The organism is Segatella baroniae B14, from assembly GCF_022024235.1.
Taxonomy (GTDB): Bacteria; Bacteroidota; Bacteroidia; order Bacteroidales; family Bacteroidaceae; genus Prevotella; species Prevotella bryantii.
In genome coordinates, this window is sequence record NZ_CP091799.1 from 705,585 (window position 1) to 729,818 (window position 24,234).

At 37.5% G+C, this 24,234-nt stretch carries 25 protein-coding genes; 22 read left to right on the plus strand and 3 right to left on the minus strand.

Annotated elements, in window-relative coordinates; translation table 11 throughout:
* Window positions 1-33: 33 nt before the first annotated feature.
* Complete coding sequence (locus tag L6469_RS02955; RefSeq protein ID WP_006282443.1) at window positions 34-1,281, minus strand: DUF5103 domain-containing protein; 1,248 nt, start codon at window positions 1,279-1,281, stop codon at window positions 34-36.
* Window positions 1,282-1,407: 126 nt separating this feature from the next.
* On the opposite strand from L6469_RS02955, the gene L6469_RS02960 reads away from it, so the two are divergent.
* The 14 genes from L6469_RS02960 (at window position 1,408) to L6469_RS03025 (ending at window position 13,602) form a co-directional block, all read left to right on the plus strand.
* Window positions 1,408-1,914: a DMP19 family protein gene (locus tag L6469_RS02960; protein WP_006282442.1), complete on the plus strand. Its 507-nt coding sequence runs from the start codon at window positions 1,408-1,410 to the stop codon at window positions 1,912-1,914.
* A gap of 3 nt (window positions 1,915-1,917) precedes the next feature.
* Window positions 1,918-2,397: an SsrA-binding protein SmpB gene (gene smpB, locus L6469_RS02965; RefSeq protein ID WP_006282441.1), complete on the plus strand. Its 480-nt coding sequence runs from the start codon at window positions 1,918-1,920 to the stop codon at window positions 2,395-2,397.
* 49 nt (window positions 2,398-2,446) lie between these two features.
* A complete protein-coding gene (gene metH, locus L6469_RS02970; protein ID WP_074803083.1) occupies window positions 2,447-5,218 on the plus strand; it encodes a methionine synthase in 2,772 nt (923 codons plus the stop codon).
* 22 nt (window positions 5,219-5,240) lie between these two features.
* Window positions 5,241-5,861, plus strand: coding sequence for an HAD family hydrolase (locus L6469_RS02975; RefSeq protein ID WP_006282869.1), 621 nt, complete (start codon window positions 5,241-5,243; stop codon window positions 5,859-5,861).
* A 96-nt stretch (window positions 5,862-5,957) separates the two neighbouring features.
* A complete protein-coding gene (map, locus tag L6469_RS02980; protein WP_006282868.1) occupies window positions 5,958-6,821 on the plus strand; it encodes a type I methionyl aminopeptidase in 864 nt (287 codons plus the stop codon).
* A 3-nt stretch (window positions 6,822-6,824) separates the two neighbouring features.
* Window positions 6,825-7,859, plus strand: a complete 1,035-nt coding sequence (gene tsaD / locus L6469_RS02985) for a tRNA (adenosine(37)-N6)-threonylcarbamoyltransferase complex transferase subunit TsaD (RefSeq protein ID WP_006282867.1) — start codon at window positions 6,825-6,827, stop codon at window positions 7,857-7,859.
* Window positions 7,860-7,862: 3 nt separating this feature from the next.
* Window positions 7,863-8,363, plus strand: coding sequence for a CinA family protein (locus L6469_RS02990; protein WP_006282866.1), 501 nt, complete (start codon window positions 7,863-7,865; stop codon window positions 8,361-8,363).
* A gap of 216 nt (window positions 8,364-8,579) precedes the next feature.
* A complete protein-coding gene (rpmB, locus tag L6469_RS02995; RefSeq protein WP_006282865.1) occupies window positions 8,580-8,843 on the plus strand; it encodes a 50S ribosomal protein L28 in 264 nt (87 codons plus the stop codon).
* Between the two features lie 5 nt (window positions 8,844-8,848).
* Window positions 8,849-9,037, plus strand: a complete 189-nt coding sequence (rpmG, locus tag L6469_RS03000; RefSeq protein ID WP_006282864.1) for a 50S ribosomal protein L33 — start codon at window positions 8,849-8,851, stop codon at window positions 9,035-9,037.
* A 25-nt stretch (window positions 9,038-9,062) separates the two neighbouring features.
* Window positions 9,063-9,218 (plus strand): DUF4295 domain-containing protein, encoded by a 156-nt coding sequence (locus L6469_RS03005; RefSeq protein WP_006282863.1) that lies wholly within the window; start codon window positions 9,063-9,065, stop codon window positions 9,216-9,218.
* A gap of 140 nt (window positions 9,219-9,358) precedes the next feature.
* Window positions 9,359-10,315, plus strand: a complete 957-nt coding sequence (gene ftsY / locus L6469_RS03010) for a signal recognition particle-docking protein FtsY (RefSeq protein ID WP_006282862.1) — start codon at window positions 9,359-9,361, stop codon at window positions 10,313-10,315.
* 83 nt (window positions 10,316-10,398) lie between these two features.
* A complete protein-coding gene (gene rimO / locus L6469_RS03015) occupies window positions 10,399-11,712 on the plus strand; it encodes a 30S ribosomal protein S12 methylthiotransferase RimO (RefSeq protein ID WP_006282861.1) in 1,314 nt (437 codons plus the stop codon).
* A gap of 20 nt (window positions 11,713-11,732) precedes the next feature.
* A complete protein-coding gene (locus L6469_RS03020) occupies window positions 11,733-12,044 on the plus strand; it encodes an HU family DNA-binding protein (protein WP_006282860.1) in 312 nt (103 codons plus the stop codon).
* The gene (locus tag L6469_RS03025) at window positions 12,037-13,602 is read left to right on the plus strand and encodes an HU family DNA-binding protein (RefSeq protein WP_006282859.1); all 1,566 of its coding nucleotides are present in this window, start codon (window positions 12,037-12,039) and stop codon (window positions 13,600-13,602) included. The genes L6469_RS03020 and L6469_RS03025 overlap by 8 nt, the downstream gene beginning before the upstream one ends.
* Window positions 13,603-13,663: 61 nt before the next feature.
* Here the strand turns inward: L6469_RS03025 and prmA are convergent, their stop codons facing one another.
* Window positions 13,664-14,533 (minus strand): 50S ribosomal protein L11 methyltransferase, encoded by an 870-nt coding sequence (prmA, locus tag L6469_RS03030; RefSeq protein WP_039870756.1) that lies wholly within the window; start codon window positions 14,531-14,533, stop codon window positions 13,664-13,666.
* Between the two features lie 137 nt (window positions 14,534-14,670).
* Here prmA and L6469_RS03035 point away from each other — a divergent pair, with 137 nt between their 5' ends.
* The 3 genes from L6469_RS03035 to L6469_RS03045 all read left to right on the plus strand — a co-directional run bounded on the left by L6469_RS03035 (window position 14,671) and on the right by L6469_RS03045 (window position 19,046).
* The gene (locus tag L6469_RS03035; protein WP_039870755.1) at window positions 14,671-15,576 is read left to right on the plus strand and encodes a hypothetical protein; all 906 of its coding nucleotides are present in this window, start codon (window positions 14,671-14,673) and stop codon (window positions 15,574-15,576) included.
* Between the two features lie 61 nt (window positions 15,577-15,637).
* Window positions 15,638-17,233 carry an OmpP1/FadL family transporter gene (locus tag L6469_RS03040; protein WP_006282856.1) on the plus strand — a complete coding sequence of 532 codons (1,596 nt, stop codon included), beginning with the start codon at window positions 15,638-15,640 and terminating at the stop codon, window positions 17,231-17,233.
* A gap of 331 nt (window positions 17,234-17,564) precedes the next feature.
* Entirely contained in the window at window positions 17,565-19,046 is a 1,482-nt protein-coding gene (locus L6469_RS03045; RefSeq protein ID WP_027453521.1) for a glycoside hydrolase family 10 protein, read from the plus strand.
* Between the two features lie 61 nt (window positions 19,047-19,107).
* Here L6469_RS03045 and L6469_RS03050 read toward each other — a convergent pair whose 3' ends face one another.
* Complete coding sequence (locus L6469_RS03050) at window positions 19,108-19,554, minus strand: hypothetical protein (RefSeq protein ID WP_006282854.1); 447 nt, start codon at window positions 19,552-19,554, stop codon at window positions 19,108-19,110.
* Between the two features lie 212 nt (window positions 19,555-19,766).
* Here L6469_RS03050 and L6469_RS03055 point away from each other — a divergent pair, with 212 nt between their 5' ends.
* From L6469_RS03055 to L6469_RS03075, 5 genes are read left to right on the plus strand one after another with little or no spacing between them, the layout of a single operon-like run.
* Window positions 19,767-20,180, plus strand: a complete 414-nt coding sequence (locus L6469_RS03055; RefSeq protein WP_006282853.1) for a SoxR reducing system RseC family protein — start codon at window positions 19,767-19,769, stop codon at window positions 20,178-20,180.
* Between the two features lie 26 nt (window positions 20,181-20,206).
* A complete protein-coding gene (locus tag L6469_RS03060) occupies window positions 20,207-21,124 on the plus strand; it encodes a Fe-S cluster domain-containing protein (protein ID WP_006282852.1) in 918 nt (305 codons plus the stop codon).
* Entirely contained in the window at window positions 21,124-22,542 is a 1,419-nt protein-coding gene (rsxC, locus tag L6469_RS03065; protein WP_006282851.1) for an electron transport complex subunit RsxC, read from the plus strand. Before L6469_RS03060 ends, rsxC begins: the two co-directional genes overlap by 1 nt.
* 48 nt (window positions 22,543-22,590) lie before the next feature.
* Entirely contained in the window at window positions 22,591-23,583 is a 993-nt protein-coding gene (locus tag L6469_RS03070; protein ID WP_006282850.1) for an RnfABCDGE type electron transport complex subunit D, read from the plus strand.
* A 45-nt stretch (window positions 23,584-23,628) separates the two neighbouring features.
* Window positions 23,629-24,231: an RnfABCDGE type electron transport complex subunit G gene (locus L6469_RS03075; RefSeq protein WP_039870752.1), complete on the plus strand. Its 603-nt coding sequence runs from the start codon at window positions 23,629-23,631 to the stop codon at window positions 24,229-24,231.
* Window positions 24,232-24,234 lie beyond the last annotated feature (3 nt).

The following is a 24,234-nucleotide window of genomic DNA, read 5'->3' on the forward strand; positions in this document are numbered from 1 at the left end:
GCATTTTATAATGCCTCGGCTTTTTTGAGTATATCATTTAATTTGTACTTCTTGGTGTCCTACGAGTCGGTCAGTGCGGTCTGAAATGCCTTTAAAATATATTAAGGCCTGATAATTGTTACGTGTCTGGTAGAAATTTCCTTCAGAAGGTACTATGTCTGTGGTTCCATCAGGTCTTAGTACAAGGTATTGATAGCTATAATACCCCTGTTTAAGCATTACTTTTCCTTCATACATTTTGTTGGTCTCATTGTATTCTAGTTTGTATTCAGGAGAAAACTCATTTCGTGTCCAAGTGCCATTGAGATATACCTCTCCATTAATTTTTGGAGATTTTAGTTTGAAATGCGTTAAGATGTAATCGCTTTGGATATCATTGTTATTATTATCACTATTGCGAATATAAAAAGCTCCATTAGCTGTTTCGTCATATACGTAACTAGGACGAGCTTCGTCAGTCCAAAGATAGGCATTGTAGTTTTTGCCATCCCAACCGATATCTTCTATACCCATTGTAGTATGGTTAACATCGAGTATTTCAAATTTTCGATATTCGTTGCCACCATTAAATATTAGTGCATTATTATGAATCCACTTTAACCCATCATTCATAATATATTGAGGAATAGGATTATATACAGCATTATCCCATCTGCCATTTTGTAAAATTATAGTCTTAATTTGCGTTGTTGGATCGTTAACACGCAAGTTGTTAAACTTTACTTCTACGTTAACTTGTTGATGGCATCCGTTAATATCATGATCGGTACGAGAAGTTACATCCATATCTACTCCCATTTTTGATTCGTAGACCATAAAGCAAAAGGATAGTATAGGAGTCTTGTTTTCATTTTCATCGTAAACGGTAACTTTATAGTTTCCGCTGATTTTGATTTGGCAAGAACTATTTGGAATTTGAAAACTATAATGGGTATACATGATATTTGTATTGAGCGATTCTTCTGCGTTACTAATGAGGTTATCTTCTGTAAAGCCATCAATATAGTCGCTTGTAAAAATCTCATTTGAGGTTGTCCAATCGGCTTCGCAATGTTCTATACGATACATGTAACGATGATATTCATGGGTAAGATCATCGAAAGCAAAATTCATCACTTGATTCGTGCCCAGTTGTATAAGTGGAATATTCTGCCACTTGTCATCAGCTACAGCCTGTAATGTTGCAATATTAGGGCTGTAAATTTTATGACGTTGAGCCAATACAGAAAGAGGCGATGCCGTTAAGGTTAAAATAAGAAAGCTGTATAAAGTATGATTCATGCAATTCTGATTTGGTAAAATCATGACAAAGATACATAAAAAGTTCGTTATTTGCTTATAATTCGGTGAAAAGAATAAGCTATTATTCAACAAAAATCATTATCTTTGCATTCAAAATATTCAATTATGGTAGAAGTTAAAGTCAAAGATTCCGTATTGCAGAAAGCTGCAGAGCTGGGTATGGATGAATTTATCCAGGTGTTTATTGATGGTATAAAAAATGCTATCGGTGGAGAGTTGACAGCAGAAACGATGGCTCTGCTTAATTCAGACCAGATAACCCTATTGGCTTGGGATATTTTGCATGAAGAAGTTATGGATGGTGGTTTTGTACAACTTATTCATAATGGTTATGGTGGCTTTATCTTCATAAACCCAACCGACAAGGCTTTTCGAGAGTGGGGAATAACAGATTTATGTAGTTTGCTCCGCAAGGCACATAAAAGTTATAATGTGCATAAAAAATATCTTGAAGCAGAATATTCTGATGAAGAATTTATGGCTCTTTATGAAAATGTTCCAGAGTTTGATGATTATGACGATTGCTTTGTGGAAAATGAAGAAGAGTGGACTTACGATGTGGCTCATTATATAGATGAACATATCGATAATTTCGCTACAATAGAGAAATAGACAATGAAGAAAGAAGATCAAGAAGTAAGACGTAAGAGTCCTATTCAAATTAAGAATAAAAAGGCATCGTTTGATTACTTTTTCGTTGATACTTTTACAGCTGGTATTGTATTGACTGGTACAGAAATCAAATCTATACGTGACGGAAAAGCATCATTGGTGGATACTTTTTGTGATATTTATCAAGGTGAAATATGGGTGAAGAACTCATATATAGCTCCCTATTTTTATGGTTCATTTAGTAATCATTCTGCTCGTAGAGATAGAAAGCTTTTACTCAATAAACGTGAAATTCATAAATTAGAAGAAGCCGTAAAAACTCCTGGTAATACAATTGTTCCTACTTTACTTTTTATAGATGATCATGGTCGTGCCAAACTTGATATTGCTTTGGCAAGAGGTAAGAAGGAATATGATAAACGGCAGACTTTACGTGAAAAGCAGGATAGAAGAGAGATGGATCGTGCTATAAAGCATTTCTAAGCGAATAAAAGCAATCACAAAAACAATACAATAGGTTAACAATATAAAGATGAAGCGATTAGAGGATGTTGTTAAGGAAAGGGTGTTAGTGCTTGATGGCGCTATGGGTACCATGATTCAGAATTATCACTTAACTGAAGAAGATTTCAGAGGACACCTTTTCCAAGATATAAAAGGACAGATGAAAGGTAACAACGATATGCTTAACTTGACATGTCCTGATGTAATTGCAGATATTCATAATCGCTATTTAGAAGCAGGTGCAGATTTAATATCTACAAATACTTTTTCTTCTCAGTGTATTTCTCAAGCTGACTACAGCTTGGAGAAATATGGTCGTGAAATGGCTTTACGTGGAGCTCAAATTGCAAGAAAATGTGCCGATGCTTTTAGTACAGAAGATAAACCGCGTTTTGTGTGTGGTGATATAGGTCCGACCAACAAGACGTGTTCTATGAGTCCTGATGTAAGTGATCCTTCTGCACGTGAAATTACCTATGATCAATTGTTTGGAGCCTACAGTGAACAGATAGAAGGCTTGATAGATGGTGGAGTCGATGCCTTATTGGTTGAAACCATATTTGATTCTCTCAATGCTAAAGTTGCTATTGATGCTTGTGTGCAGACCATGCAACGCTATAATGTTTCTTTGCCGATAATGGTAAGTGCTACTGTGAGTGATTTAGCAGGTCGAACGCTTAGTGGACAAACGCTTGATGCATTCCTTGCCAGTATTGATAACTATCCCATATTTTCTGTTGGACTGAATTGTGGTTTTGGAGCCGATCAGATGAAACCGTTTATTCAAGAATTGGCTGCTAAAGCACCTTATTATATTTCATGTCATCCAAATGCAGGTTTACCAAATGCGATGGGGCTCTATGATGAAAGTGCTGAAAGTATGGCTCCGAAAATGGGTGAGATGGTCTCTGAGGGATTGGTGAATATTATTGGTGGTTGTTGTGGTACTACAGAAAAGTTTATTGAGGCTTATCAGCCATTTGTACAAGATAAAAAACCTCACATGCCAGTAGCCGCACCAAGGACCATGTGGTTATCAGGTCTGGAACTCTTGAATGTTACTCCGGAAGTTCAGTTTGTTAATGTAGGTGAACGTTGTAATGTGGCTGGCAGTCGTAAATTTCTTAGACTTATCAAAGAGAAAAATTACGAAGAAGCCACATCAATAGCACGTAAACAAGTAGAAGATGGTGCTCTTGTCATCGATGTTAATATGGATGATGCTCTGCTTGATGCCAAAGAAGAAATGGTGAAATTTTTAAATCTCATTGCTTCTGAACCAGAAATTGCTAAAGTTCCTGTAATGATTGATTCCAGCAAATGGGATGTTATTCTAGCTGGTTTGAAGTGTGTGCAGGGTAAAAGCATAGTTAACTCTATTTCTTTGAAAAATGGAGAGGAAGAATTTCTTTCTCATGCACGAGATATAAAACGGTATGGAGCAGCTGTTGTAGTCATGTGCTTTGATGAAAAAGGACAGGCGACTTCGTATGAGCGTCGTATAGAAATAGCAGAGCGAGCTTATAAATTATTAACAGAAAAGGTAGGTATGAATCCATTGGATATCATATTTGACCCTAACGTGCTCTCCATTGCAACTGGTATGGAGGAGCATGATAATTATGCCTTAGATTTTATTAATGCCACAGGATGGATAAAGAAAAATTTGCCAGGTGCACATATAAGTGGTGGTGTAAGTAATTTGAGCTTTTCTTTTCGTGGTATCAATTATATTCGTGAAGCAATGCATGCTGTATTCCTTTATCATGCTATTCGTCAGGGTATGGATTTTGGAATTGTAAATCCTTCTACGAGAATAACTTACGAAGATATTCCTCAGGAACACTTAAAGGTTATAGAAGATGTAGTGCTAAATCGTAGAAAAGGTGCAGCGGAGGATTTAATAGAATTGGCAGATAAGATTAAAGCCCAAATGGATGCTGCCAAGGAAGCTGCAAAGAATGGAAATGCTCCTGTAGTCCAGAAGAAAGAGGATGCTTGGCGAAAAGAATCGCTTAGCGACAGATTGGCTTATGCACTTCGTAAAGGTATAGGAGATTATCTGGAAGAAGATTTGAAAGAGGCGCTTAGTCTATATCCGCATGCTGTGAATATTATAGAAGGTCCACTAATGGCAGGTATGAATAAGGTCGGCGAACTCTTTGGTGAAGGTAAAATGTTTCTTCCCCAAGTTGTTAAAACAGCTCGTACAATGAAACAAGCTGTATCTATACTTCAACCAGCTATAGAAGCAGAAAAGTCACAGGGGCAGACTTCTGCTGGTAAAATAATTCTAGCTACAGTTAAAGGTGATGTTCATGATATTGGAAAAAATATTGTAGCTGTTGTAATGGGGTGTAATAATTATGAAGTTATCGATATGGGTGTCATGGTACCGCCAGAACAAATCGTTAAGAAAGCTATCGAAGAAAAGGTTGATCTCGTTGGACTTAGTGGCTTGATTACCCCTTCTCTTGAAGAAATGGTTAATGTGGCCAGGGCTATGCGTGATGCAGGGTTGGAAATTCCGATTATGATAGGTGGTGCTACTACCAGTGAACTTCATGTAGCTTTAAAGATAGCTCCTGTTTATGGTGGGCCTGTTATTTGGATGAAAGATGCTTCTCAAAATCCAATTATTGCAAGTAAATTATTGAATGATAGTGAGAAAGTTAATTATCATAAACAATTAGATGAACAGTATGAGAAGTTGCGTGAAGGTTATTTTGTAGAGCAAGAGAAGTTAGTATCTCTTGATGATGCACGCAAAAATAAGTTAGATTTATTTGGAGAAAAATAGAATCGTACAGAATAACGAGGTTATGATAAAAAATATTTTATTTGATCTAGGTGGTGTGGTGATGCCGATAGACCCAGAAGAAGCTGTAAAGCGTTTTACGGCATTGGGCTTAAAAAATGCGAATCGTATGTTGAATTCTTATACCCAGAGTGGATATATCGGTGATCTTGAAGAAGGTAAGATCACTGATGAGGAATTCAGACAAATATTAAGCAAGGAAGTAGGTAAGTCCTTAACGTGGGAAGAATGTCAGTGGGCATGGTTAGGCTATCGTATAGAGGTGCCACAGCGTAATCTAGATATGCTTAAGAAACTTAAGGCAGAGGGGTATCGTCTCATTTTGCTATCTAATACAAATGCCTTCATGCAGCAATGGGCTGAAACTGATTTTGATGGGAACGGTGGTTCTATTTCAGATTACTTTGATGCTATGTATCGTAGTTATGAATGCAAAATGATGAAGCCATCAGATGTCTTTTTTATGCATGTTCTTCGAACAGAAAAGATTATACCATCAGAAACACTGTTTTTAGATGATGGGCCTCGTAATGTGGCTGCAGCAAGCGAAATGGGAATTTTTACTTATTGCCCGAAAAATGGTGAAGATTGGACTGAAAAGATATATGATTATTTGAAGGAGTAATTGATAATACGTGTGATTAACAATTTATAAACGAATATATTTGGTTGGTATATTGGTTTATGTTAACTTTGCATGTTAAATTAAAACGATAATATAATGTTTGGAAAAAAGAAAAGATGGCATTGCCTTCCAGGCCAAGAGCCTACGGAACTTGATAAAAAGGTGATGTACTGGGAAAATAAAGGTAAGCTGGTTCCAACTCGTGATATGATTAGAACTGCAGAACAGATTGAAGGCATTCGTATGGCAGGTAAGCTTACCACGCAGTGCCTTGATGCTGTTGCAGCTAAGATAGCTGAGTGCAAAAATACACAGGATATTGATGATATCGTGGTTAAATTCTGTAAGGACAATAACTGTAATCCAACTTGCTTAAACTATGAGGGTTTCCCTAAAGCTGTTTGTACAAGTATCAATGAAGTTGTATGTCATGGTATTCCTAAAGAGGAGGATGTACTTGAGCCAGGTGATATTGTAAATGTTGATATTACGATTGATAAAGATGGCTTCTATGGTGATGCCAGTCGTATGTTTATTATCGGTGGTAAAACTACTCCAGAAAAGGAAGAATTAGTACGTGTTACTAAGGAATGTCTTGAAATTGGTATGGCTGCTGCTAAGCCTTATGGTTTTGTGGGAGATATAGGTCATGCTATTCAAAAATATGCAGAAAAACATCATTATGGTGTGGTACGTGATCTTTGTGGGCATGGTGTAGGTTTGGCTATGCATGAGGAACCAGAAGTATGTCATTTTGGTCATAGAGGTGAGGGTATGCTGCTTGTACCTGGTATGACCTTTACCATAGAACCTATGATTAATATGGGAACATGGAAAGTGTATCTCGATGCTGATGATCCATACGGATGGGAAATTATCACAGGTGATGAAAAGCCATCTGCTCAATGGGAACATACACTCCTGATGACAGAGAATGGTGTGGAGATTCTTGCAGAATAAATTATGGAAGGTAATCAAGATATATATATATTAGGATTGGAAAGTAGTTGCGATGATACTTCTGCAGCTGTTATGAAAAATGGTGTACTTCTTAGTAATATAACAGCTTCTCAGGAAGTACATCGTGCTTATGGTGGAGTAGTGCCAGAATTAGCATCGCGCGCTCATCAGCAAAATGTTGTACCTGTTGTTGATCAGGCATTAAAGCGAGCTGGTATTACTAAAGAACAACTTAGTGGTGTAGCTTTTACCCGTGGTCCTGGTTTGATGGGCTCTTTGCTTGTGGGTGTAAGTTTTGCTAAAGGGTTTGCACGTTCGCTCGAGATACCGTTGATAGATGTAAATCATCTTCAGGGACATGTAATGGCACATTTTATAAAGTCTAGTGAGGATGATAATAGTATGCCTCCATTCCCTTTCTTGTGTCTTTTAGTTTCCGGTGGTAATTCTCAAATTGTTAAGGTTAATGCCTATAACGATATGGAGATACTTGGTCAAACCATCGATGATGCTGCAGGTGAAGCTATAGATAAATGTTCTAAGGTTATGGGGCTCGGTTATCCTGGTGGTCCAATTATTGATAAATTGGCGCGTAAGGGTAATCCTAAAGCATTCACATTCTCAGAGCCTCATATTCCGGAACTTAATTATAGCTTCTCTGGCTTGAAAACCTCTTTTCTGTATAGTTTGCAAAAATGGGTTCAAGATGATCCTGATTTTGTAGAACATCATAAAGAGGATCTTGCTGCTAGTTTAGAATATACCATCGTTGATATCCTAATGAAAAAGTTGAAGTTGGCAGTTAAGCAGACGGGTATTAAGCATGTAGGTGTTGCAGGTGGTGTTTCTGCTAATACTGGGCTTCGAAATGCATTCCATGATTATGCAGCAAGGTATGGTTGGACAATATATATTCCAAAATTTAGTTATACAACAGATAATGCGGCGATGATAGCATGTGTTGGCACTTTTAAGTATAAAGATAAGGACTTCTGTAGTATCGACAAACCTGCTTTCTCTAAAGTAACATTAAAGTAAAATATGGAATTTAAAAGCAAAATATTAAGTAAGCGTATTCAGGATTTAATCTACGGACAAGGTAAGACTTTAGCAACTGCTGAAAGTTGTACTGGGGGTAGAATTGCAGAAGCAATTATAGCGACTCCAGGTGCTTCTGATTTCTTCAAGGGTGGTATTATTTCTTATACTAATGAAGTAAAAGAAAATCTCCTTGGGGTTAGTCATGAAGTAATAGAAGAGCAAACTGCTGTTTGTGAGGAAGTGGCCAAGCAAATGGTTTTGGGTGTAATTAAGGCTTTGAATGTAGATTTTGCTATATCTTCAACTGGTATTGCAGGTCCGGCTGGTGGTACAAAAGAAATCCCTGTTGGTACGATTTGGATTGCTTATGGAAGTAAAGATGATATTCGTACATTTCAGCTGACTGAAGATTTTGGTCGCGATATCAATTTGGCGGTTGCTACCAATCAGGCACTTCAGTTGATGCTTGAATTCTTGAAAGAGCAGGATTTGAACTTATAAAAATCTATCGATTGTCTGGTAATGGACTGAAAAAGTAAAGACTAAATTATTATCAGATAATCAGTGATTTAATAGAAAATGCCTCTTTAAAATCAAAAAAATCCTTAAAAGTGTACATTCTTTTAAGGATTATTTTGTTTAATCGGAAAAAGATTGTAATTTTGCATTCTGTTTGGAATAAGTATCAATTAACGAATTAGAAAATTAAAGATAGAAATGTCTAAGATTTGTCAAATTACAGGTAAGAAGGCACAGTTAGGTTGCAATGTGTCTCACTCAAAGCACCGTACAAAGAGAAGCTTTGACGTTAACCTCTTCAGCAAGAAATTCTACTATGTAGAAGAAGGCTGCTGGATTAGCTTGAAGATTAGCGCAGCTGGTCTTCGTCTTATTAATAAAGTAGGTCTTGACGCTGCTCTTCAGAACGCTGTAGCTAAAGGTTATTGCGATTGGAAGGACATTAAAGTTATAGGAGAATAATAATCATGGCAAAGAAAGCTAAAGGTAATAGAGTACAGGTTATCCTTGAGTGTACTGAGATGAAGAACTCTGGTATGCCAGGTACAAGCCGTTATGTAACGACTAAGAACCGTAAAAATACTCCTGAGCGTCTTGAGCTCATGAAGTACAATCCTATCCTCAAGAAGATGACTCTTCACAAGGAGATTAAGTAATAAATCTTTTAAATATATCTAAGATATGGCAAAGAAAGCGGTCGCTACCCTCCATGAAGGTTCTACGGATGGTCGCGCTTATTCAAAGGTTATCAAGATGGTAAAGAGTCCTAAGACCGGTGCTTATGTATTTGATGAGCAGATGGTTCGTAACGAGGATGTTAAGGACTTTTTTAAATAAGCAATTTATTTAATTATCATACCGAAAGTCGTGTTCTCTTAAAGAGAATGCGACTTTTTTTGTTGTTTTGTAAGTTTTTTGCATGGCAGTCAACTGTCATGTCTCTTTTTTTTATTATCTTTGCATTAAATTATATAATTATGGGCTTATTCGGATTATTTAATAAGAAAAAGAAAGAGACTCTTGATAAAGGTCTTGAAAAGACCAAAGAGAGTGTTTTTGGTAAACTTGCTCGTGTTGTAGCAGGTAAGTCAAAAGTAGATGATGATGTATTGGATGATCTTGAAGAGATTCTGATTACTTCTGATGTGGGTGTTGAAACCACTGTGAAAATTATCGAGCGCATTGAGAAACGTGTTGAGCGTGATAAGTATGTTTCGACTTCAGAATTAAACCAAATTCTTCGTGAGGAAATCGCATCTCTGCTTGCTGAAAATAATTCTGATGATAATTCGAATTGGGATCTTCCTTCTGACCATAAACCTTATGTTATTCTGGTAGTTGGTGTTAATGGTGTAGGTAAAACTACAACTATAGGAAAATTGGCTTACCAGTTTAAAAATGCAGGCAAGAAGGTTTATCTCGGTGCCGCAGATACTTTTAGAGCTGCTGCTGTAGAGCAAATATGTATTTGGGGAGAGCGAGTTGGTGTGCCTGTAATTAAGCAGCAGCAAGGCTCTGATCCTGCTTCTGTCGCATTTGACACTCTTCAGAGTGCCAAGGCAAATGGAGCTGATGTCGTATTAATCGATACAGCAGGACGTTTGCATAACAAAATCGGTCTAATGAATGAGTTGAAAAAAGTTAAGGAAGTTATGAAAAAAGTACTTCCTGATGCTCCAGATGAAATTATGCTTGTACTTGATGGAAGTACGGGACAAAATGCTTTTGAGCAAGCTAAGCAATTCTCTAAAGTAACTGAAATTACCAGTTTAGCTATTACTAAACTTGATGGTACTGCAAAGGGTGGTGTTGTTATTGGTATCAGCGATCAACTTAAAGTTCCAGTGAAATATATAGGTCTTGGCGAAGGTATGGAAGATATGCAACTTTTCAATAAGACAGAATTTGTAGATTCATTGTTTAAAAAGGATTAAGTATACATTCTTCTTGAATTTCTGTTACTTTTTGATGAGTTTGTAGTTATTCAGTAGCAAAAATTTTTGAAGGTAACAACATTATGAAAAAGAATCAAATAGATGTAGTATCATTAGGATGCTCTAAAAATTTGGTAGACAGTGAAACTTTGATGAAACTGTTTGAAACCAATGGCTATAAATGTGTAGCTGATAGTAAGAATCCTCAGGGCGAGATCGCAGTGATTAATACTTGTGGTTTTATCGAGACAGCCAAGGAGGAAAGCATTAATACGATACTAGAATTTGTGGAGCGCAAAAATGAAGGTAAACTTAAGAAACTATTTGTTATGGGTTGCCTGTCACAGCGTTATCAGAAAGAATTGGAAGCTGAATTGCCAGAGGTAGATAAGTTTTATGGCAAGTTTAATTATAAATTACTGCTTCAGGATTTAGGTAAATCAGATATCATAACTTGTGATGGTAAGCGTCATCTGACAACTCCTCATCATTATGCATATCTGAAGATTGCAGAAGGTTGTGATCGCCATTGTGCATATTGTGCTATTCCTATTATGACAGGAAAGCATGTGAGCCGTCCTATGCAGGAAATTTTGGATGAAGTCAAGAATTTGGTTGAGCAAGGTGTTAAAGAGTTTCAGGTGATTGCTCAGGAATTGACTTATTATGGAATTGATATTGATGGTAAGCATCACATTACTGAGTTGATTTCTAAAATGGCTGATATTCCAGGTGTCAAATGGATTCGTTTGCATTATGCTTATCCAAATCAGTTCCCTATGGATCTGCTTGATGTGATTCGTGAACGTGATAATGTTTGCAAATATCTTGATATAGCGCTTCAACATATTAGTGATAATGTTCTTTCACGTATGCATCGTCATGTTACGAAGCAAGAAACAATAGACCTAATAAAGGCTATTCGTGAGCGCGTTCCAGGTATAACTATACGTACAACGCTATTGGTAGGTTTTCCTGGTGAAACAGAAGAGGATTATCAAGAATTGCAAGAGTTTGTAAAATGGGCTCGTTTTGAGCGTATGGGGGCTTTTGCTTATTCTGAAGAAGAAGGTACTTATAGTGCTGAACATTATGAGGATGATGTACCTGATGATGTGAAGCAACATAGACTTGATGAATTGATGGCAATTCAAGAGCAGATTTCTACAGAAATAGAAGCGGAAAAAGTTGGCAAAGTATTGAAAGTGATTATCGATAGAAAAGAAGGTGACTATTATATTGGTCGTACTGAGTTTAGTAGTCCTGAAGTCGATCCAGAGGTTCTTATTCCTGTCAATGAACGTCAACTGCGTGTAGGTAGTTTTTATCAGGTGAAGATTGTGGATAGTAGTGAGTTTGATCTTACTGGAACTGTAGTTTCTAGTAAAGCAAAATAAATTATTAAATATTATCGACATTGAACAATAAGGAATTCATAACAGAACTGGCCCAACGGAGTGGGTATAATCAGCGTGATACGCAGAAGTTGGTAAGAACGGTTATTGATGAAATGACCGACCATTTTGCGGAAACTGATATTATTTCTATTCCGTCATTTGGAACATTTGAAGTGAAGAAGCGATTGGAGCGAATTGTTGTTAATCCTGCTACCAAGAAGCGCATGTTGGTACCACCAAAGTTAGTTCTGGGTTTTAAGCCTGTTCAGTCTATTAAGGAACAACTCAAAAATGCATCTTTTGAAGATGAGGAGGGAGGTCTTGATGAGTAAAATAGGTGTTAACGAACTGGCCAAGGTTCTGGTGAATACGCATAAACTCTCTGTAGATGATGCAGAGCAATTTGTGCGCCTAATGTTTGATACTGTCAATGAGGGTTTACAGGAGGATAAGCAAGTAAAAATTAAAGGATTTGGAACCTTTAAGGTTTTATCTGTGAAAGATCGCGAAAGTGTCGATGTTAATACCGGTGAGCGTATAATTATTGAAGGTCGTGATAAAATAAGTTTTACTCCTGATGCTATTGTAAAGGATATTGTAAACAAGCCTTTTGCACAGTTTGAAACTGTCGAGCTGAATGATGGGGTTGATTTTGATGCTATAGACGAAAAATATGCGGATTCTGAAACTGATCATCAAAAAATTGGTGATGGTGGTATATTAGCATTCCGAAAAGAAAAACGTGTAGTCAAACCTGTAACTAAGGTGATGGAAATTGAGCCAGAAGTAGAGGATGAAAGCACAGAATCAGCAGAGCAATCAGCCGTATCTATTGCTAATTCAGATGGAGAAGGGATACTTGCTTTCAGACAACAACTCCATACGCAAAATGAGCGTGAAGCGGGAAAACAGGCTGACGAAGATCATAAATTTTCCGATATAGAGGTTGCTCTTATCGACTCTCAGGAGAAAGAAAATTTTGAACAAGAAAATGATCTTGCAGAAGAACCTTCAATGTCGTATTCTGCCTCAGCAACAGATGATCAATCTGTTATGTTATCTGAGTCTGATGAGATTACAGTTGATTCTAGTCATATTGAGCAAAATCAGAAAGATACTGTTCCTGTAGCAAGTTTAGAAGTAAATTCTGAGGACGAAAATGTTCTTGAAATTTCTTCAGATAAATTGAATGTTAAAGTAGATATTCCTAAACATTCTGATAAGAAAGAAGAAGAGCAAGATCAGCAACTGCTGGCTACAGATATGGATGACAATGATGAAGATGAGTCTATTCGTATGCCAAAGAGAAAACTCATCCTTTGGGTTTGCAGTGTCTTTCTTTTGTTAGGATCTGCATGCTTTTTTGCATATCAATATGGTAAATCTATAGCTTTGCAGAATATTCAGCATATTACTCAAGCTTCTGTGAAAAAAAATGTTGCTAAACCGGATACAATTGATGCAGCATCTACAGCTGTTCTTCAAAAGGCAAAAGAGGATAGTGTTCGAATGCAGCAGACTGCTAAGGCTGTAGCTTTGGCAGAAAAGGCTACTCAAAAGGAGTTGCAGAAAGAAGTCGCTATACATGAAGATAAAAAAGATTCAATTTCAAAGAAACGGGTAAGTCAGTCTGATGATAGCCGGAAGGCTACACCGCAGACTACTACGAAATACGACAGTGATCCGCGTATTCGTACTGGTGCTTATGCGATTGTAGGAGTAGAAAAGACAGTTACGGTAAGAAGAGGACAAACTCTTTCTAGTATAAGTAGAAGTAATTTAGGTCCTGGTATGGAGTGCTATGTGGAAGCACTGAATGATGCAGGTTCGATAAAAGAAGGTCAGGTTTTGAAAATACCGAAACTTGTATTGAAAAAGAGATTAAAATAAAAAGAAATAGAGTACGACGATTACTAGACCGTACTCTATTTCTTTATAAAGAATTTTATATTTATGCCTCAAGACTAAGGCAAGTCCATTTTTCATCAATGCTACGAGATTTCTCATGTAACCCTAACTCTTTAGCTTTATCAAGGAGTAATGGCACATCTTCTTCGTAGAAACCACTTAGTATTAATGTTCCGTTAGCAGCCATAACACTCTTGAATTTTGCCATATCATTCAGCAAGATGTTACGGTTGATGTTTGCAAGAACAATATCGAAAATACCACTGATGTGATTAAGTACATTTGCATCACCATGATATATCTCCATGTTTTTTACACCGTTGATTTCTGCATTATGTTTTGCATTTTCGACACTCCATTCATCAATATCATAACCGACAATATCCTTAGCCCCCAATTTACTTGCAGCTAGTCCAAGAATGCCTGTTCCACATCCGCAATCAAGGATACGCTTGTCGTGTACCCCCATATGGAGTAGAGCCGAAACAATCATACGAGTAGTTTGATGAGTTCCGGTGCCAAAAGCTTGTACGGCATCGATGCCAATTTCTATATGGTCTTTGCTCTGTTCTGGGTGGAACGTCTCAGCATGCTTTGCATCATAAATAATGATGTCGTCATCGACTATGATGGGATCAAAACCTTGATCCTCCCAAACCTGATTGTAATTCTGATCTTCTACATCCGCTATATTATAAGTGATTTTGACTCCAGGCAAATCGAAATTTTCGATGTTCTCATCAAGTTTCTCTTTGTCGAGTAAATTCTTTTGGGCGTAAGCTTTCAGACCTAATTCGGTTGGTTCAAAAGATTCGAACCCAGCTTCGGCAGCAGCATCGGCTAGTAAGTCTTGAGCTGTTTCCATTAAAGAGTCTTCGCATTCGATTTGAAAAGTCGCAACTTGGTATTTCATTGTTCAAATAGTTAAAATTCAATGCAAAGATATAAAAAATAGGGAAAAACCTATCATCGTTTAGGGTTTTTCCCTATTTTTGCAAAGAAAATAGAAATATTTTTGATAATAAAATATGAATCATTAAGTTGCATTAGATGAAAAGAATAATTCTTCTATCAGTCCTTGCTGGAGTTATGCCATTGTCATCAATGGCACAGGACGACGACCTTTACTTTACACCTACAAAGGGTAAGGTTGTGAGCTCTTATGAAGAGGCTGAACCAGCATACTATAGTGGTTCTGACCGTGATGTTGATGAGTATAACAGAAATGGAAAATTTTGGAGTCATTATCAGCAGATAGGTTCAGACAGTTTAGGTAACGATATCATTCAAATGACCATGGGTAAAGGTATTTATCCAGATTCTATGTACGTTGATACAACTTTTGCAGGGAAATTGTATCAGTATTATAGTCAGAAGGAAGATTTTGACAATACAGAATACATGCGTCGTTGGGATGGATTCTATGATCCTTGGTATTATCGTTATCGTTATGGTTACGGTCCTTATTGGGGATATGGCCCTTCTTGGAGATACGGCTGGTATAGCAGCTGGTATAGTCCATGGTTTGATTCTTGGTATGATCCATATTATTATGGTTGGTATCCTGGCTATTACTATGGTTTTTATGGCTGGTATGATCCGTGGTATTACGGCTATGTAGGTCCTTATTATTGGCCTTATCGTGGTATTTATGTATCTCGCTATAGTAAGCGTCAAGCTCGCTTCACAGCTCGAACAGGAGTGTTGCCTGGTCGTTCATGGGGTGGAGCAGGACGTAATAGAGGTTACAATTCATCAAACAATCGCCAAGTAATTAATAATAATACTTCTACTTATAGTAGTGGTTCTTATAATAACCGTTCTTTTGGCGGTTCTAATTTTGGAGGATCAAGCTTCGGTGGCGGCGTCTCTCGTAGTAGTGGTGGTGGCTATTCAGGCGGAGGCTCTAGTCGCTCTGGTGGCGGTGGTGGTCACCTTGGCGGTGGCCATCGCTAAAGGATGACGTATTACAACATTTTGGTGATTATTGGTTTTGAAATTTGAATGATATGGAATTATGAAAAAAAAATATATTTACATAGCAGCTTTGGGACTAGTGACAATTCCTGCTGCAGCACAGGACACCTATAGCAATGAAAAAATGATTGCTAATGATCTGAATGGTACGGCAAGATATGTTGCGATGGGTGGTGCGATGGAAGCGCTGGGTGCAGATATTTCTACAATAAGTAGTAACCCTGCTGGTATTGGATTATTTAAGAGTAGCCAGATTGCTATTTCTGCTGGTATGGTAGGCCAGTCTGGCGCAAAGACTTCTTTGGATCCTTTTGCTAATGGAGTAGGATTTAGTTTTAATGGCAATAAAACAAATGCAAGTTTTGATCAAGCTGGTTTTGTCTTAGCTCGGCGATCAGGAGCTAATTCTTTCTTGAATTTGTCTTTCAATTTTCATAAAAGTAAGAATTTTGACCAAATTTTGAGTGCTGCAGGTCGGTTGGATAATGCTTCTCTGAATAAACTTACAGCTAATAAGTTTAAAGGAAATATTCTCAAAGATGGGAACACGACAACCATTGATGCTGCTTATGGTGGTGCTTATAACAGTAAAGGTCAGTATGTGGAGGGTCTTTATGAGTATTATGATGATAATAAAGATCGCCATATTGATTATTCTAATGGTGAGGAATTTCGTTTTGGTCAATATCAGAAAGGATACATCGGTACTTATGATTTCAATATTAGTGGAAACATCCATGATCGTGTTTTCTTAGGTTTTTCTGTAGGTATTCATGATGTGCATTATACATCTAATTCAGTCTATGCGGAAACATTAGAGAATAACACGTATGGTCAAGCATGGGAAAGTTTACGTATTACAGGTACAGGCTTTGATATGAAAGTGGGTGCTATTTTCCGTCCTATTGAGACCTCTCCGTTCCGATTTGGTGTTTATATTAATACTCCTACATTCTATAATTTATCTCTTGCGGCTTCAAGTGATATCGAAGGAGGTGAGATAGGTTCAGAAAGAATTAATAGAGGAAGTGATGTTCGATTGGACTATAAAATGAATACACCTTGGAAGTTTGGATTAAGTTTAGGTCACACCGTAGGACGATATCTGGCTTTAGGTTTTACGTACGAATACTCAGATTACAGTTCAATGGATAATCGTATCGATGATGGCGGTTACTATGATTACTATTATGACATTTATTCATCAACATCTGTAAGTGATGAGGTCATGAATCGTAATACAGATATGGTATTAAAAGGTGTACATACATTGAAGTTGGGTTTTGAATATAAACCCATTTCGACAATAGCTCTTCGTTTGGGTTACAACTATGTATCACCTAAGTTTGAAAGTGATGGTTTCAGAGATCAGACTCTAGACTCTCAAGGTGTAGCCTACGCAACCTCAACCGATTATACCAATTGGAAATCAACTAATCGCATTACAGCAGGTGTCGGTTTTACGTTTGATAAGTTGTACTTAGATATGGCCTATCAATATAGTCAGACGAATGGTGATTTTTATCCATTTATGAACTATAGTGTCAATGATGTAGATGGTCGCAACTATGTAGCTCCAACATCAGTCAGCAACAAGCGTAATCAGTTGTTGGTGACATTAGGATATAGATTCTAATTCAATTTAGAATTGTTAGGATTATTATAAAAAATAGGGTTTAATTAAACTTTTCCCTAAAAATATTTGGTAGTTACAATTTTTAGTCTTATATTTGCATCAGAATTAAGAATGAGGGTTCATAGCCTCTGCTTATTTCAAACAAATTTGATTAAAGATAAAACTTTAAATAAGATTAGTTTTTTTAGTGGTTAATTTAGTTTTAGTAAGTATGTAAGTAGAGTTTGTCGTGATGACAAACTCTATTTTATTTTTATACGTTTCTATTGGTTATTTTGTGCGTTCAATTTTTAGTTGTATCTTTGTAGTCTTAAAATATAAAATCCTAACAATGAAAAAAATCTTTTTACTGATTTTATTACTAGTTTCTATATTGCAAGTGTCAGCACGGAAGCGAGAGTTTCGTGGCGCTTGGATACAGTGCGTTAATGGACAGTTTCAGGGAATGTCTACTGAGGCTATGCAGAGTAATCTGCTTCATCAGTTAGATGAATTACAGAAAGATGGTGTTAACGCTATCATTTTTCAGGTACGTGCAGAGTGTGATGCTCTTTATGCGTCCAAGTACGAACCTTGGAGTAGATTCCTTACGGGTGTACAGGGACAAGCTCCTTCACCATATTGGGATCCTCTTCAATGGATGGTGGAACAGTGTCACAAACGAGGTATGGAGCTTCATGCTTGGATAAATCCATATCGAGCTAAAACAAAAGGTACAACAAACTTAGTAAGTAATCATATTGCCATCAAGCATCCAGAACGCGTATTCTCTTATGATAATCTATTTATTCTAAATCCAGGTATGCCAGAGAATAGGCAATACATTTATCGGGTAGTAGAGGATATTGTGAATCGTTATGATATTGATGGCTTACATATTGATGACTATTTTTATCCGTACCCAGCACCAGGTCAACAAATACCCGACAGTAGACAGTTTGAACAGTATAATCACGGTTTTAGTAATATTGCAGATTGGCGTCGTGATAATGTGAATATTTTTATTAAGGAGTTAGGTGAAACCATTCATAAAGCAAAGCCATGGGTCAAATTTGGTGTTTCTCCTTTTGGTATATATCGTAATCAGAAAAATTCACCAAATGGTTCTGCTACAGCAGGTTTGCAGAATTATGATGATCTTTATGCCGATGTGTTAATGTGGGTAAATAATGGTTGGGTGGATTATAATGTGCCACAGCTCTATTGGCAAATTGGCCATACAACAGCAGATTATGAGACTCTTATCAAGTGGTGGAATAAACACGCAAGTAATCGTCCTTTATATATAGGTGAAGACATCGAACGTACTTGTAAGTTTGCGGATCTTAATAATCCACAAAGCAATCAAATGGCTGCAAAATACCGCTTACATCAGCAAATGGAGCATGTTGATGGTACTGTATTATGGTATTCCCGATTAGCAGTAGATAATTATGGCAATTATGGTACGGTACTTCGTAAGAACTATTGGAAAAATCCAGCTTTACCGCCATTAATGCCATTCTTAGATAATAAGGCTCCTCAGAAAGTGAAAAGTCTTAAGCCAGTATGGACTAGTGATGGTTATATACTTTTCTGGAAAGCACCAAAGGCAAAAAAATGGGGTGATGCTACAGAGCGTTATGTCGTATATAAGTTTAATCCTGGTGAGAAAGTGGATGTAGAGAATACAGAAAAGATTCTTGCAATTACTTCTGAAACAATGTACAGATTACCATATGAGAATGGAAAAACAAAATATACTTATGTTGTAACTTCGCTTGATAGAGTAGGTAATGAAAGTAAAATTACTAAAAAGAAGATAAAGCTATAATTAAATAAAAAGAGCTTGCTAAACTATGGCAAGCTCTTTTTATATATAATAATTTGAATGTTTAATCTTCCAATTGAAGCTCGTCAAGAAAATGATTCAAATCTTCGTCCAAATTTGGCATCAAATCACCCCCTATAATAACCGTATCATCATCTGCTAGAAAAAGTTCAGCGATATATTCTTTTTCCTCGTACGATTCGAGAACAAAGTTATAAGGTTTAAGAATACCAAGATTTCCTACTATTTGCTCATTCTTCAGAAGGGCTTCGCGAAGGATGGAAGTTACAATATTATCAAAATTTTCATCCTGACAGTTAAACCATGCTTCTATTGTAACACGAGTAATTTCATTGTCATCATCGTCATAAGCCAAAAGTTCCCCTGTTTCCTGATTGGCTCTTACGTGGATATCGGTTATCAAAGATAGCTCATCAGTTATAGGAAATTTTTCTGCTACTTTTCTGATGAAGCGTCCAACTTGCTGTGTTATCTGCTCGTTTGCTTCCATTTCTATTTTTTTGTTATAAATTTAAAGCAAAGATAAGGTATTTATCATGAAAATCAAAATGTTTGACTAATAATTTTTCTAGTGGTATAGAAAAAAGAATAATTTCTTTTTGATTTATTTGCTCTATTCGATATATGTTGTTATCTTTGCATTTGTAAAGTGGACTTTGCAAAATCTAATATACAAAGATCTAAATAAAGCGAACACAAGAAATGGAGAAAATAACTCACGCTGGAATTGTAGATTCGATAGAAGATGACTGTATACATGTACGCATCCTTCAGTCAGCTTCGTGTAGTGCATGTAAGATTTCAGGACATTGTAACGCCTCAGAACAAAAAGAAAAGATTATAGACGTTTTTCATCATGACACTAGCTCCTATAAAATTGGTCAGAACGTTATGGTGTATACTAATACAACAGTAGGGTATCGTGCTACTATGTTAGGTTATGGACTACCTCTTGTTATTATGGTAGTAGTACTTTTTGTTGTTCGGGCTTTAACAGGAAACGATGGGACTGCAGCCCTTTGCGGCCTTGCAGCATTAATACCATATTTTTTTGTTATCTACCTGATGCGCAATAAGATACGCGAAATCGTTGATTTTAAAATTGAATCGAAATAATTTAAACTAAAACAAATACAAAAATTATGAACTTTATTTTAATTGCGGTTCTAGTTCTTGGAGCGATAGCGCTGGTTGCAGCTGTAATCCTTTATATCGTTTCCAAGAAATTTGCTGTGCAAGAAGATCCCCGCATTGCTCAGGTAGTAGAAATACTTCCTGGTGCTAACTGTGGTGGATGTGGTTTCGCAGGCTGTGGTGGTCTTGCAGAAGCTCTTGTTAAAGGTGCCGATGCAGGTTCTATCGAGGGTATTCGTTGCCCTGTTGGAGGTGATCCTGTCATGGGTGAAGTAGCCGACCTGTTGGGTATGGCTGTTGCTAATACTGAACCTATGGTTGCAGTGGTTCGTTGCAATGGAACATGTACAAATCGTCCTCGTATTGCTGAGTATGACGGTCTTCGTACCTGTCAGGCAATGAATGCTAATGGTAGTGGTGAAACCGGATGTGGTTTCGGCTGTTTGGGTTGTGGTGATTGTACCAAAGCTTGTGCTTTTGATGCTATTCATATGAATCCAGAGACAGGTCTCCCTGAAGTAGACGAAGAGAAGTGTACTTCTTGTGGTGCTTGTACCAAGGCATGTCCACGCCATATTATAGAGCTTCGTAAGAAAGGTCCAAAGGGACGCCGTGTTTATGTACAGTGTGTCAATAAGGATAAGGGAGCTGTTGCACGTAAGAGCTGTACTGCAGCTTGTATCGGTTGTGGTAAATGTCAGAAGGTATGTAAGTTTGAGGCAATTACTATTGAAAACAACCTTTCTTATATCGATTTCAACAAGTGTCGCATGTGTACCAAGTGTGTTGATGAATGTCCTACAGGCGCTATTATCAAAGTTAACTTCCCTGTGAAGAAAGCTCAGCCTGCGAAATCGGTTGAAACAGTTGCTCAGCCTGCTGCTGCTTCTGTTAACGAAGAAACTAAAGTAGAGGAGAAAAAGTAATGAAACTACATACATTTAAAATAGGCGGTGTACATCCAGAGGAAAATAAGATCACTGCTGAGATACCTACCAAGGTAGCAGAATTGCCAAAACAAGCCATTTTTATGCTTTCTCAGCATATTGGTGCTCCTGCTAAAGCAGTAGTTCAGCGTGGTGATAAAGTTAAGGTTGGTACGTTGTTGGCTGAGGCAGGTGGATTTGTTTCAGCTCCTGTTTATAGTTCAGTATCAGGTACTGTAGCTAAAATTGACAATGTTTATGATGCTACTGGTTATCGCAAGCCAGCTATTATTATTAATGTCGATGAAGAAGACGAGTGGGAGGAAAGCATTGATCGTAGTGATACTCTTGAGACACTTGCAGCTCATCCTGAACTAACTTCAGAAGAAATTGTTAATCGTGTCAAGGTAGCAGGTGTTACAGGTATGGGTGGTGCTGGTTTCCCTACTTTTATCAAGTTGTGTCCTCCACCTACAGCTAAAGCTGAATTTGTTATTATAAATGCCGTAGAATGTGAGCCATATATCACCTCTGATTATCGTTTGATGATGGAGCATGCTGATGAGATTCTTGTAGGTGTAGAGCTTTTGATGAAAGCAGCTAAGGTAGATAAAGGCTTTATTGGTATAGAAGAGAATAAGCCAGAAGCTATTCGTCTGCTAACAGAATTATGTAAAGAACATGCAGGAATTGAAGTTGTTCCTTTGAAGACAAAATATCCTCAAGGAGGTGAAAAACAGTTAGTAGATGCAGTTGTTGGGCGTCAGGTTCCAGCTCCACCTGCAATACCTGTAAATGTTGGTGCAATTGTTCAGAATGTAGGTACAGCATATGCTGTTTATCAAGCTGTTATGAAGAATAAGCCTCTCTTTGAACGTTATACCACTGTAACAGGTAAGCATATTAAGAATCCAAGTAACTTCTTAGTTCGTATGGGTACACCAATGAGTCAACTTATTGAAGCATGTGGTGGTCTTCCAGATGATGATAACAAAGTTCTTGCAGGTGGTCCGATGATGGGTAAGGCTGTTATTAGCCTTGATGTTCCTGTATGTAAGGGTACCAATGCCATTACAGTACTTACAGGAAAAGATGCTCATCGAAAAGAAGCACAGGCTTGTATTCGTTGTGGTAAGTGTGTCGAAGCTTGTCCTATGGGACTGGAACCATATTTATTGGCTACACTTTCTGTTAACAAGATGTTTGATCAGCTTGAGCAAGAGGAAGTTGTAAGTTGTATATCTTGTGGAAGTTGTCAGTTTACTTGTCCAGCTCACCGTCCTTTACTCGATAATATTGCTAATGGAAAAGGCGCTGTTATGGGAATTATTCGCGGTCGTGCAATGAAGGCAAAAGCTGAAGCAGAGAAGGCTAAGGCAGAAGCTGAAAAAGCTAAGCCTGCAGATGCTAAGGCTTAAGTGGAGTGTTACCTATAAATAATAGAATCAAGAAATTTAAATAATAAAATGGGAAAATTAATAGTTTCTCTTTCACCACACGCACATGGAAATGATAGTGTAGAAAGAAATATGTACGGTGTCATTATAGCGTTGATTCCTGCTGTTCTCGTTTCTCTGTATTATTTCGGAATAGGTTCAGCTGTAGTGTTGCTGACCAGTGTGGCTGCCTGCGTATTTTTTGAGTGGGCAATTGCTAAATATATGCTAAAGACTAAGCCGCAAGTACTTGATGGCTCTGCTATGCTAACAGGTCTTCTTTTGGGTATGAATCTTCCTAGTAATTTACCTCTTTGGATAATTATCCTAGGTGCGCTTATTGCTATTGGAGTTGGTAAGATGTCTTTTGGAGGACTTGGTAATAATCCTTTTAACCCAGCATTGGTTGGTCGTTGTTTTCTTCTTGTTAGCTTCCCTGCGCAGATGACAAGTTGGCCTACTGTGGGACAGTTAGGTAGTTATCTCGATGCACAGACAGGTGCTACACCATTAAGTGTTATGAAAGAAGCTATCAAGACAGGCGATGCATCTTTATTGGATAGGCTTCCTGATACTTTTACTATGTTGCTTGGTAATCCTGCGAATGGTATGGGTGCAGGTACTATAGGTGAGGTTTGTGCAGCTGCGCTTCTTTTAGGTTTAATTTATATGCTTGTGAAGAAAATTATCACATGGCATATTCCTGTATCTATTCTTTGCACAGTTTTTGTATTTAGTGGTTTAATGCATATGATTAATCCTGTATATGCTAACCCTGTATATGAGTTGCTGAGTGGCGGTTTGATGTTGGGTGCAATCTTTATGGCTACCGACTATGTTACAAGTCCGATGACAAAGAAAGGTCAGCTTATTTATGGTGTTGCTATTGGTTTCCTCACTATTGTAATCCGTAATTGGGGAAGCTATCCAGAGGGAATGTCATTTGCGATCTTAATCATGAATGGCTTTACACCTCTGATTAATCACTATATGAAGCCTAAGCGCTACGGTATAGCTAAGTAATAGAGAGTATTCAACGAAATTACAAAGAATTAAAGTTATAAAAAGATGCAAAAATTAAAATCATCTTTGACAAATATGGTTCTTGTACTGGTAGGAGTAAGTTTGATAATCGGTGGTTTGTTAGCTTATATCAACCATCTTACAGAAGGTCCAATAGCTGAAAAGGCAGAAAAGACCCTTGCTGCAGGTATCAAGAACGTTATGGGAACCAATGATTTGCAAGTTGCTGAGCCTGTTAATGTAACAGAGACTATTGATGGTAAACCAGTAAGTTTTACCATTCACGCTACAACTGATAAGAGTGGCAAGACCCTCGGTGCAGCAGTAGAAAGTGTTACTGGTGGTTTTGGTGGCGATTTGAAAGTACTCGTAGGTTTCAATCCAGAAGGTCAGATTTTAGGCTATACCATTCTTCAGCACGCAGAGACACCTGGTCTTGGTGCTAAAGCAGGTGATTGGTTCCAGAAGGGTGGCAAAGGTAATATTATAGGTAAAAATCCAGCTGATGGTGATCTCCATGTAAGCAAGGATGATAAGACCGGTAATGCTGTAGATGCCATCACAGCTAGTACTATTACATCACGTGCTTTCCTGAAGGCTATCAATCAGGCTTATGCCGTGTATATCAAATCTAATAAGAAAAGATAAGCC

Bases quoted from the DNA above. Each gene is read 5' to 3' on its own strand.
- L6469_RS03005 (WP_006282863.1), top strand. From the start codon at position 9,063: ATGGCAAAGAAAGCGGTCGCTACCCTCCATGAAGGTTCTACGGATGGT.
- L6469_RS03035 (WP_039870755.1), top strand. From the start codon at position 14,671: ATGAAAAGAATAATTCTTCTATCAGTCCTTGCTGGAGTTATGCCATTG.
- L6469_RS03050 (WP_006282854.1), bottom strand. From the start codon at position 19,554: ATGGAAGCAAACGAGCAGATAACACAGCAAGTTGGACGCTTCATCAGA.
- L6469_RS02955 (WP_006282443.1), bottom strand. From the start codon at position 1,281: ATGAATCATACTTTATACAGCTTTCTTATTTTAACCTTAACGGCATCG.
- L6469_RS03045 (WP_027453521.1), top strand. From the start codon at position 17,565: ATGAAAAAAATCTTTTTACTGATTTTATTACTAGTTTCTATATTGCAA.
- rsxC (WP_006282851.1), top strand. From the start codon at position 21,124: ATGAAACTACATACATTTAAAATAGGCGGTGTACATCCAGAGGAAAAT.
- L6469_RS03060 (WP_006282852.1), top strand. From the start codon at position 20,207: ATGAACTTTATTTTAATTGCGGTTCTAGTTCTTGGAGCGATAGCGCTG.
- L6469_RS02960 (WP_006282442.1), top strand. From the start codon at position 1,408: ATGGTAGAAGTTAAAGTCAAAGATTCCGTATTGCAGAAAGCTGCAGAG.
- L6469_RS03025 (WP_006282859.1), top strand. From the start codon at position 12,037: ATGAGTAAAATAGGTGTTAACGAACTGGCCAAGGTTCTGGTGAATACG.
- rpmG (WP_006282864.1), top strand. From the start codon at position 8,849: ATGGCAAAGAAAGCTAAAGGTAATAGAGTACAGGTTATCCTTGAGTGT.
- ftsY (WP_006282862.1), top strand. From the start codon at position 9,359: ATGGGCTTATTCGGATTATTTAATAAGAAAAAGAAAGAGACTCTTGAT.
- rpmB (WP_006282865.1), top strand. From the start codon at position 8,580: ATGTCTAAGATTTGTCAAATTACAGGTAAGAAGGCACAGTTAGGTTGC.
- map (WP_006282868.1), top strand. From the start codon at position 5,958: ATGTTTGGAAAAAAGAAAAGATGGCATTGCCTTCCAGGCCAAGAGCCT.
- L6469_RS02990 (WP_006282866.1), top strand. From the start codon at position 7,863: ATGGAATTTAAAAGCAAAATATTAAGTAAGCGTATTCAGGATTTAATC.
- L6469_RS03075 (WP_039870752.1), top strand. From the start codon at position 23,629: ATGCAAAAATTAAAATCATCTTTGACAAATATGGTTCTTGTACTGGTA.
- prmA (WP_039870756.1), bottom strand. From the start codon at position 14,533: ATGAAATACCAAGTTGCGACTTTTCAAATCGAATGCGAAGACTCTTTA.
- L6469_RS03040 (WP_006282856.1), top strand. From the start codon at position 15,638: ATGAAAAAAAAATATATTTACATAGCAGCTTTGGGACTAGTGACAATT.
- L6469_RS02975 (WP_006282869.1), top strand. From the start codon at position 5,241: ATGATAAAAAATATTTTATTTGATCTAGGTGGTGTGGTGATGCCGATA.
- smpB (WP_006282441.1), top strand. From the start codon at position 1,918: ATGAAGAAAGAAGATCAAGAAGTAAGACGTAAGAGTCCTATTCAAATT.
- L6469_RS03070 (WP_006282850.1), top strand. From the start codon at position 22,591: ATGGGAAAATTAATAGTTTCTCTTTCACCACACGCACATGGAAATGAT.
- tsaD (WP_006282867.1), top strand. From the start codon at position 6,825: ATGGAAGGTAATCAAGATATATATATATTAGGATTGGAAAGTAGTTGC.
- metH (WP_074803083.1), top strand. From the start codon at position 2,447: ATGAAGCGATTAGAGGATGTTGTTAAGGAAAGGGTGTTAGTGCTTGAT.
- rimO (WP_006282861.1), top strand. From the start codon at position 10,399: ATGAAAAAGAATCAAATAGATGTAGTATCATTAGGATGCTCTAAAAAT.
- L6469_RS03055 (WP_006282853.1), top strand. From the start codon at position 19,767: ATGGAGAAAATAACTCACGCTGGAATTGTAGATTCGATAGAAGATGAC.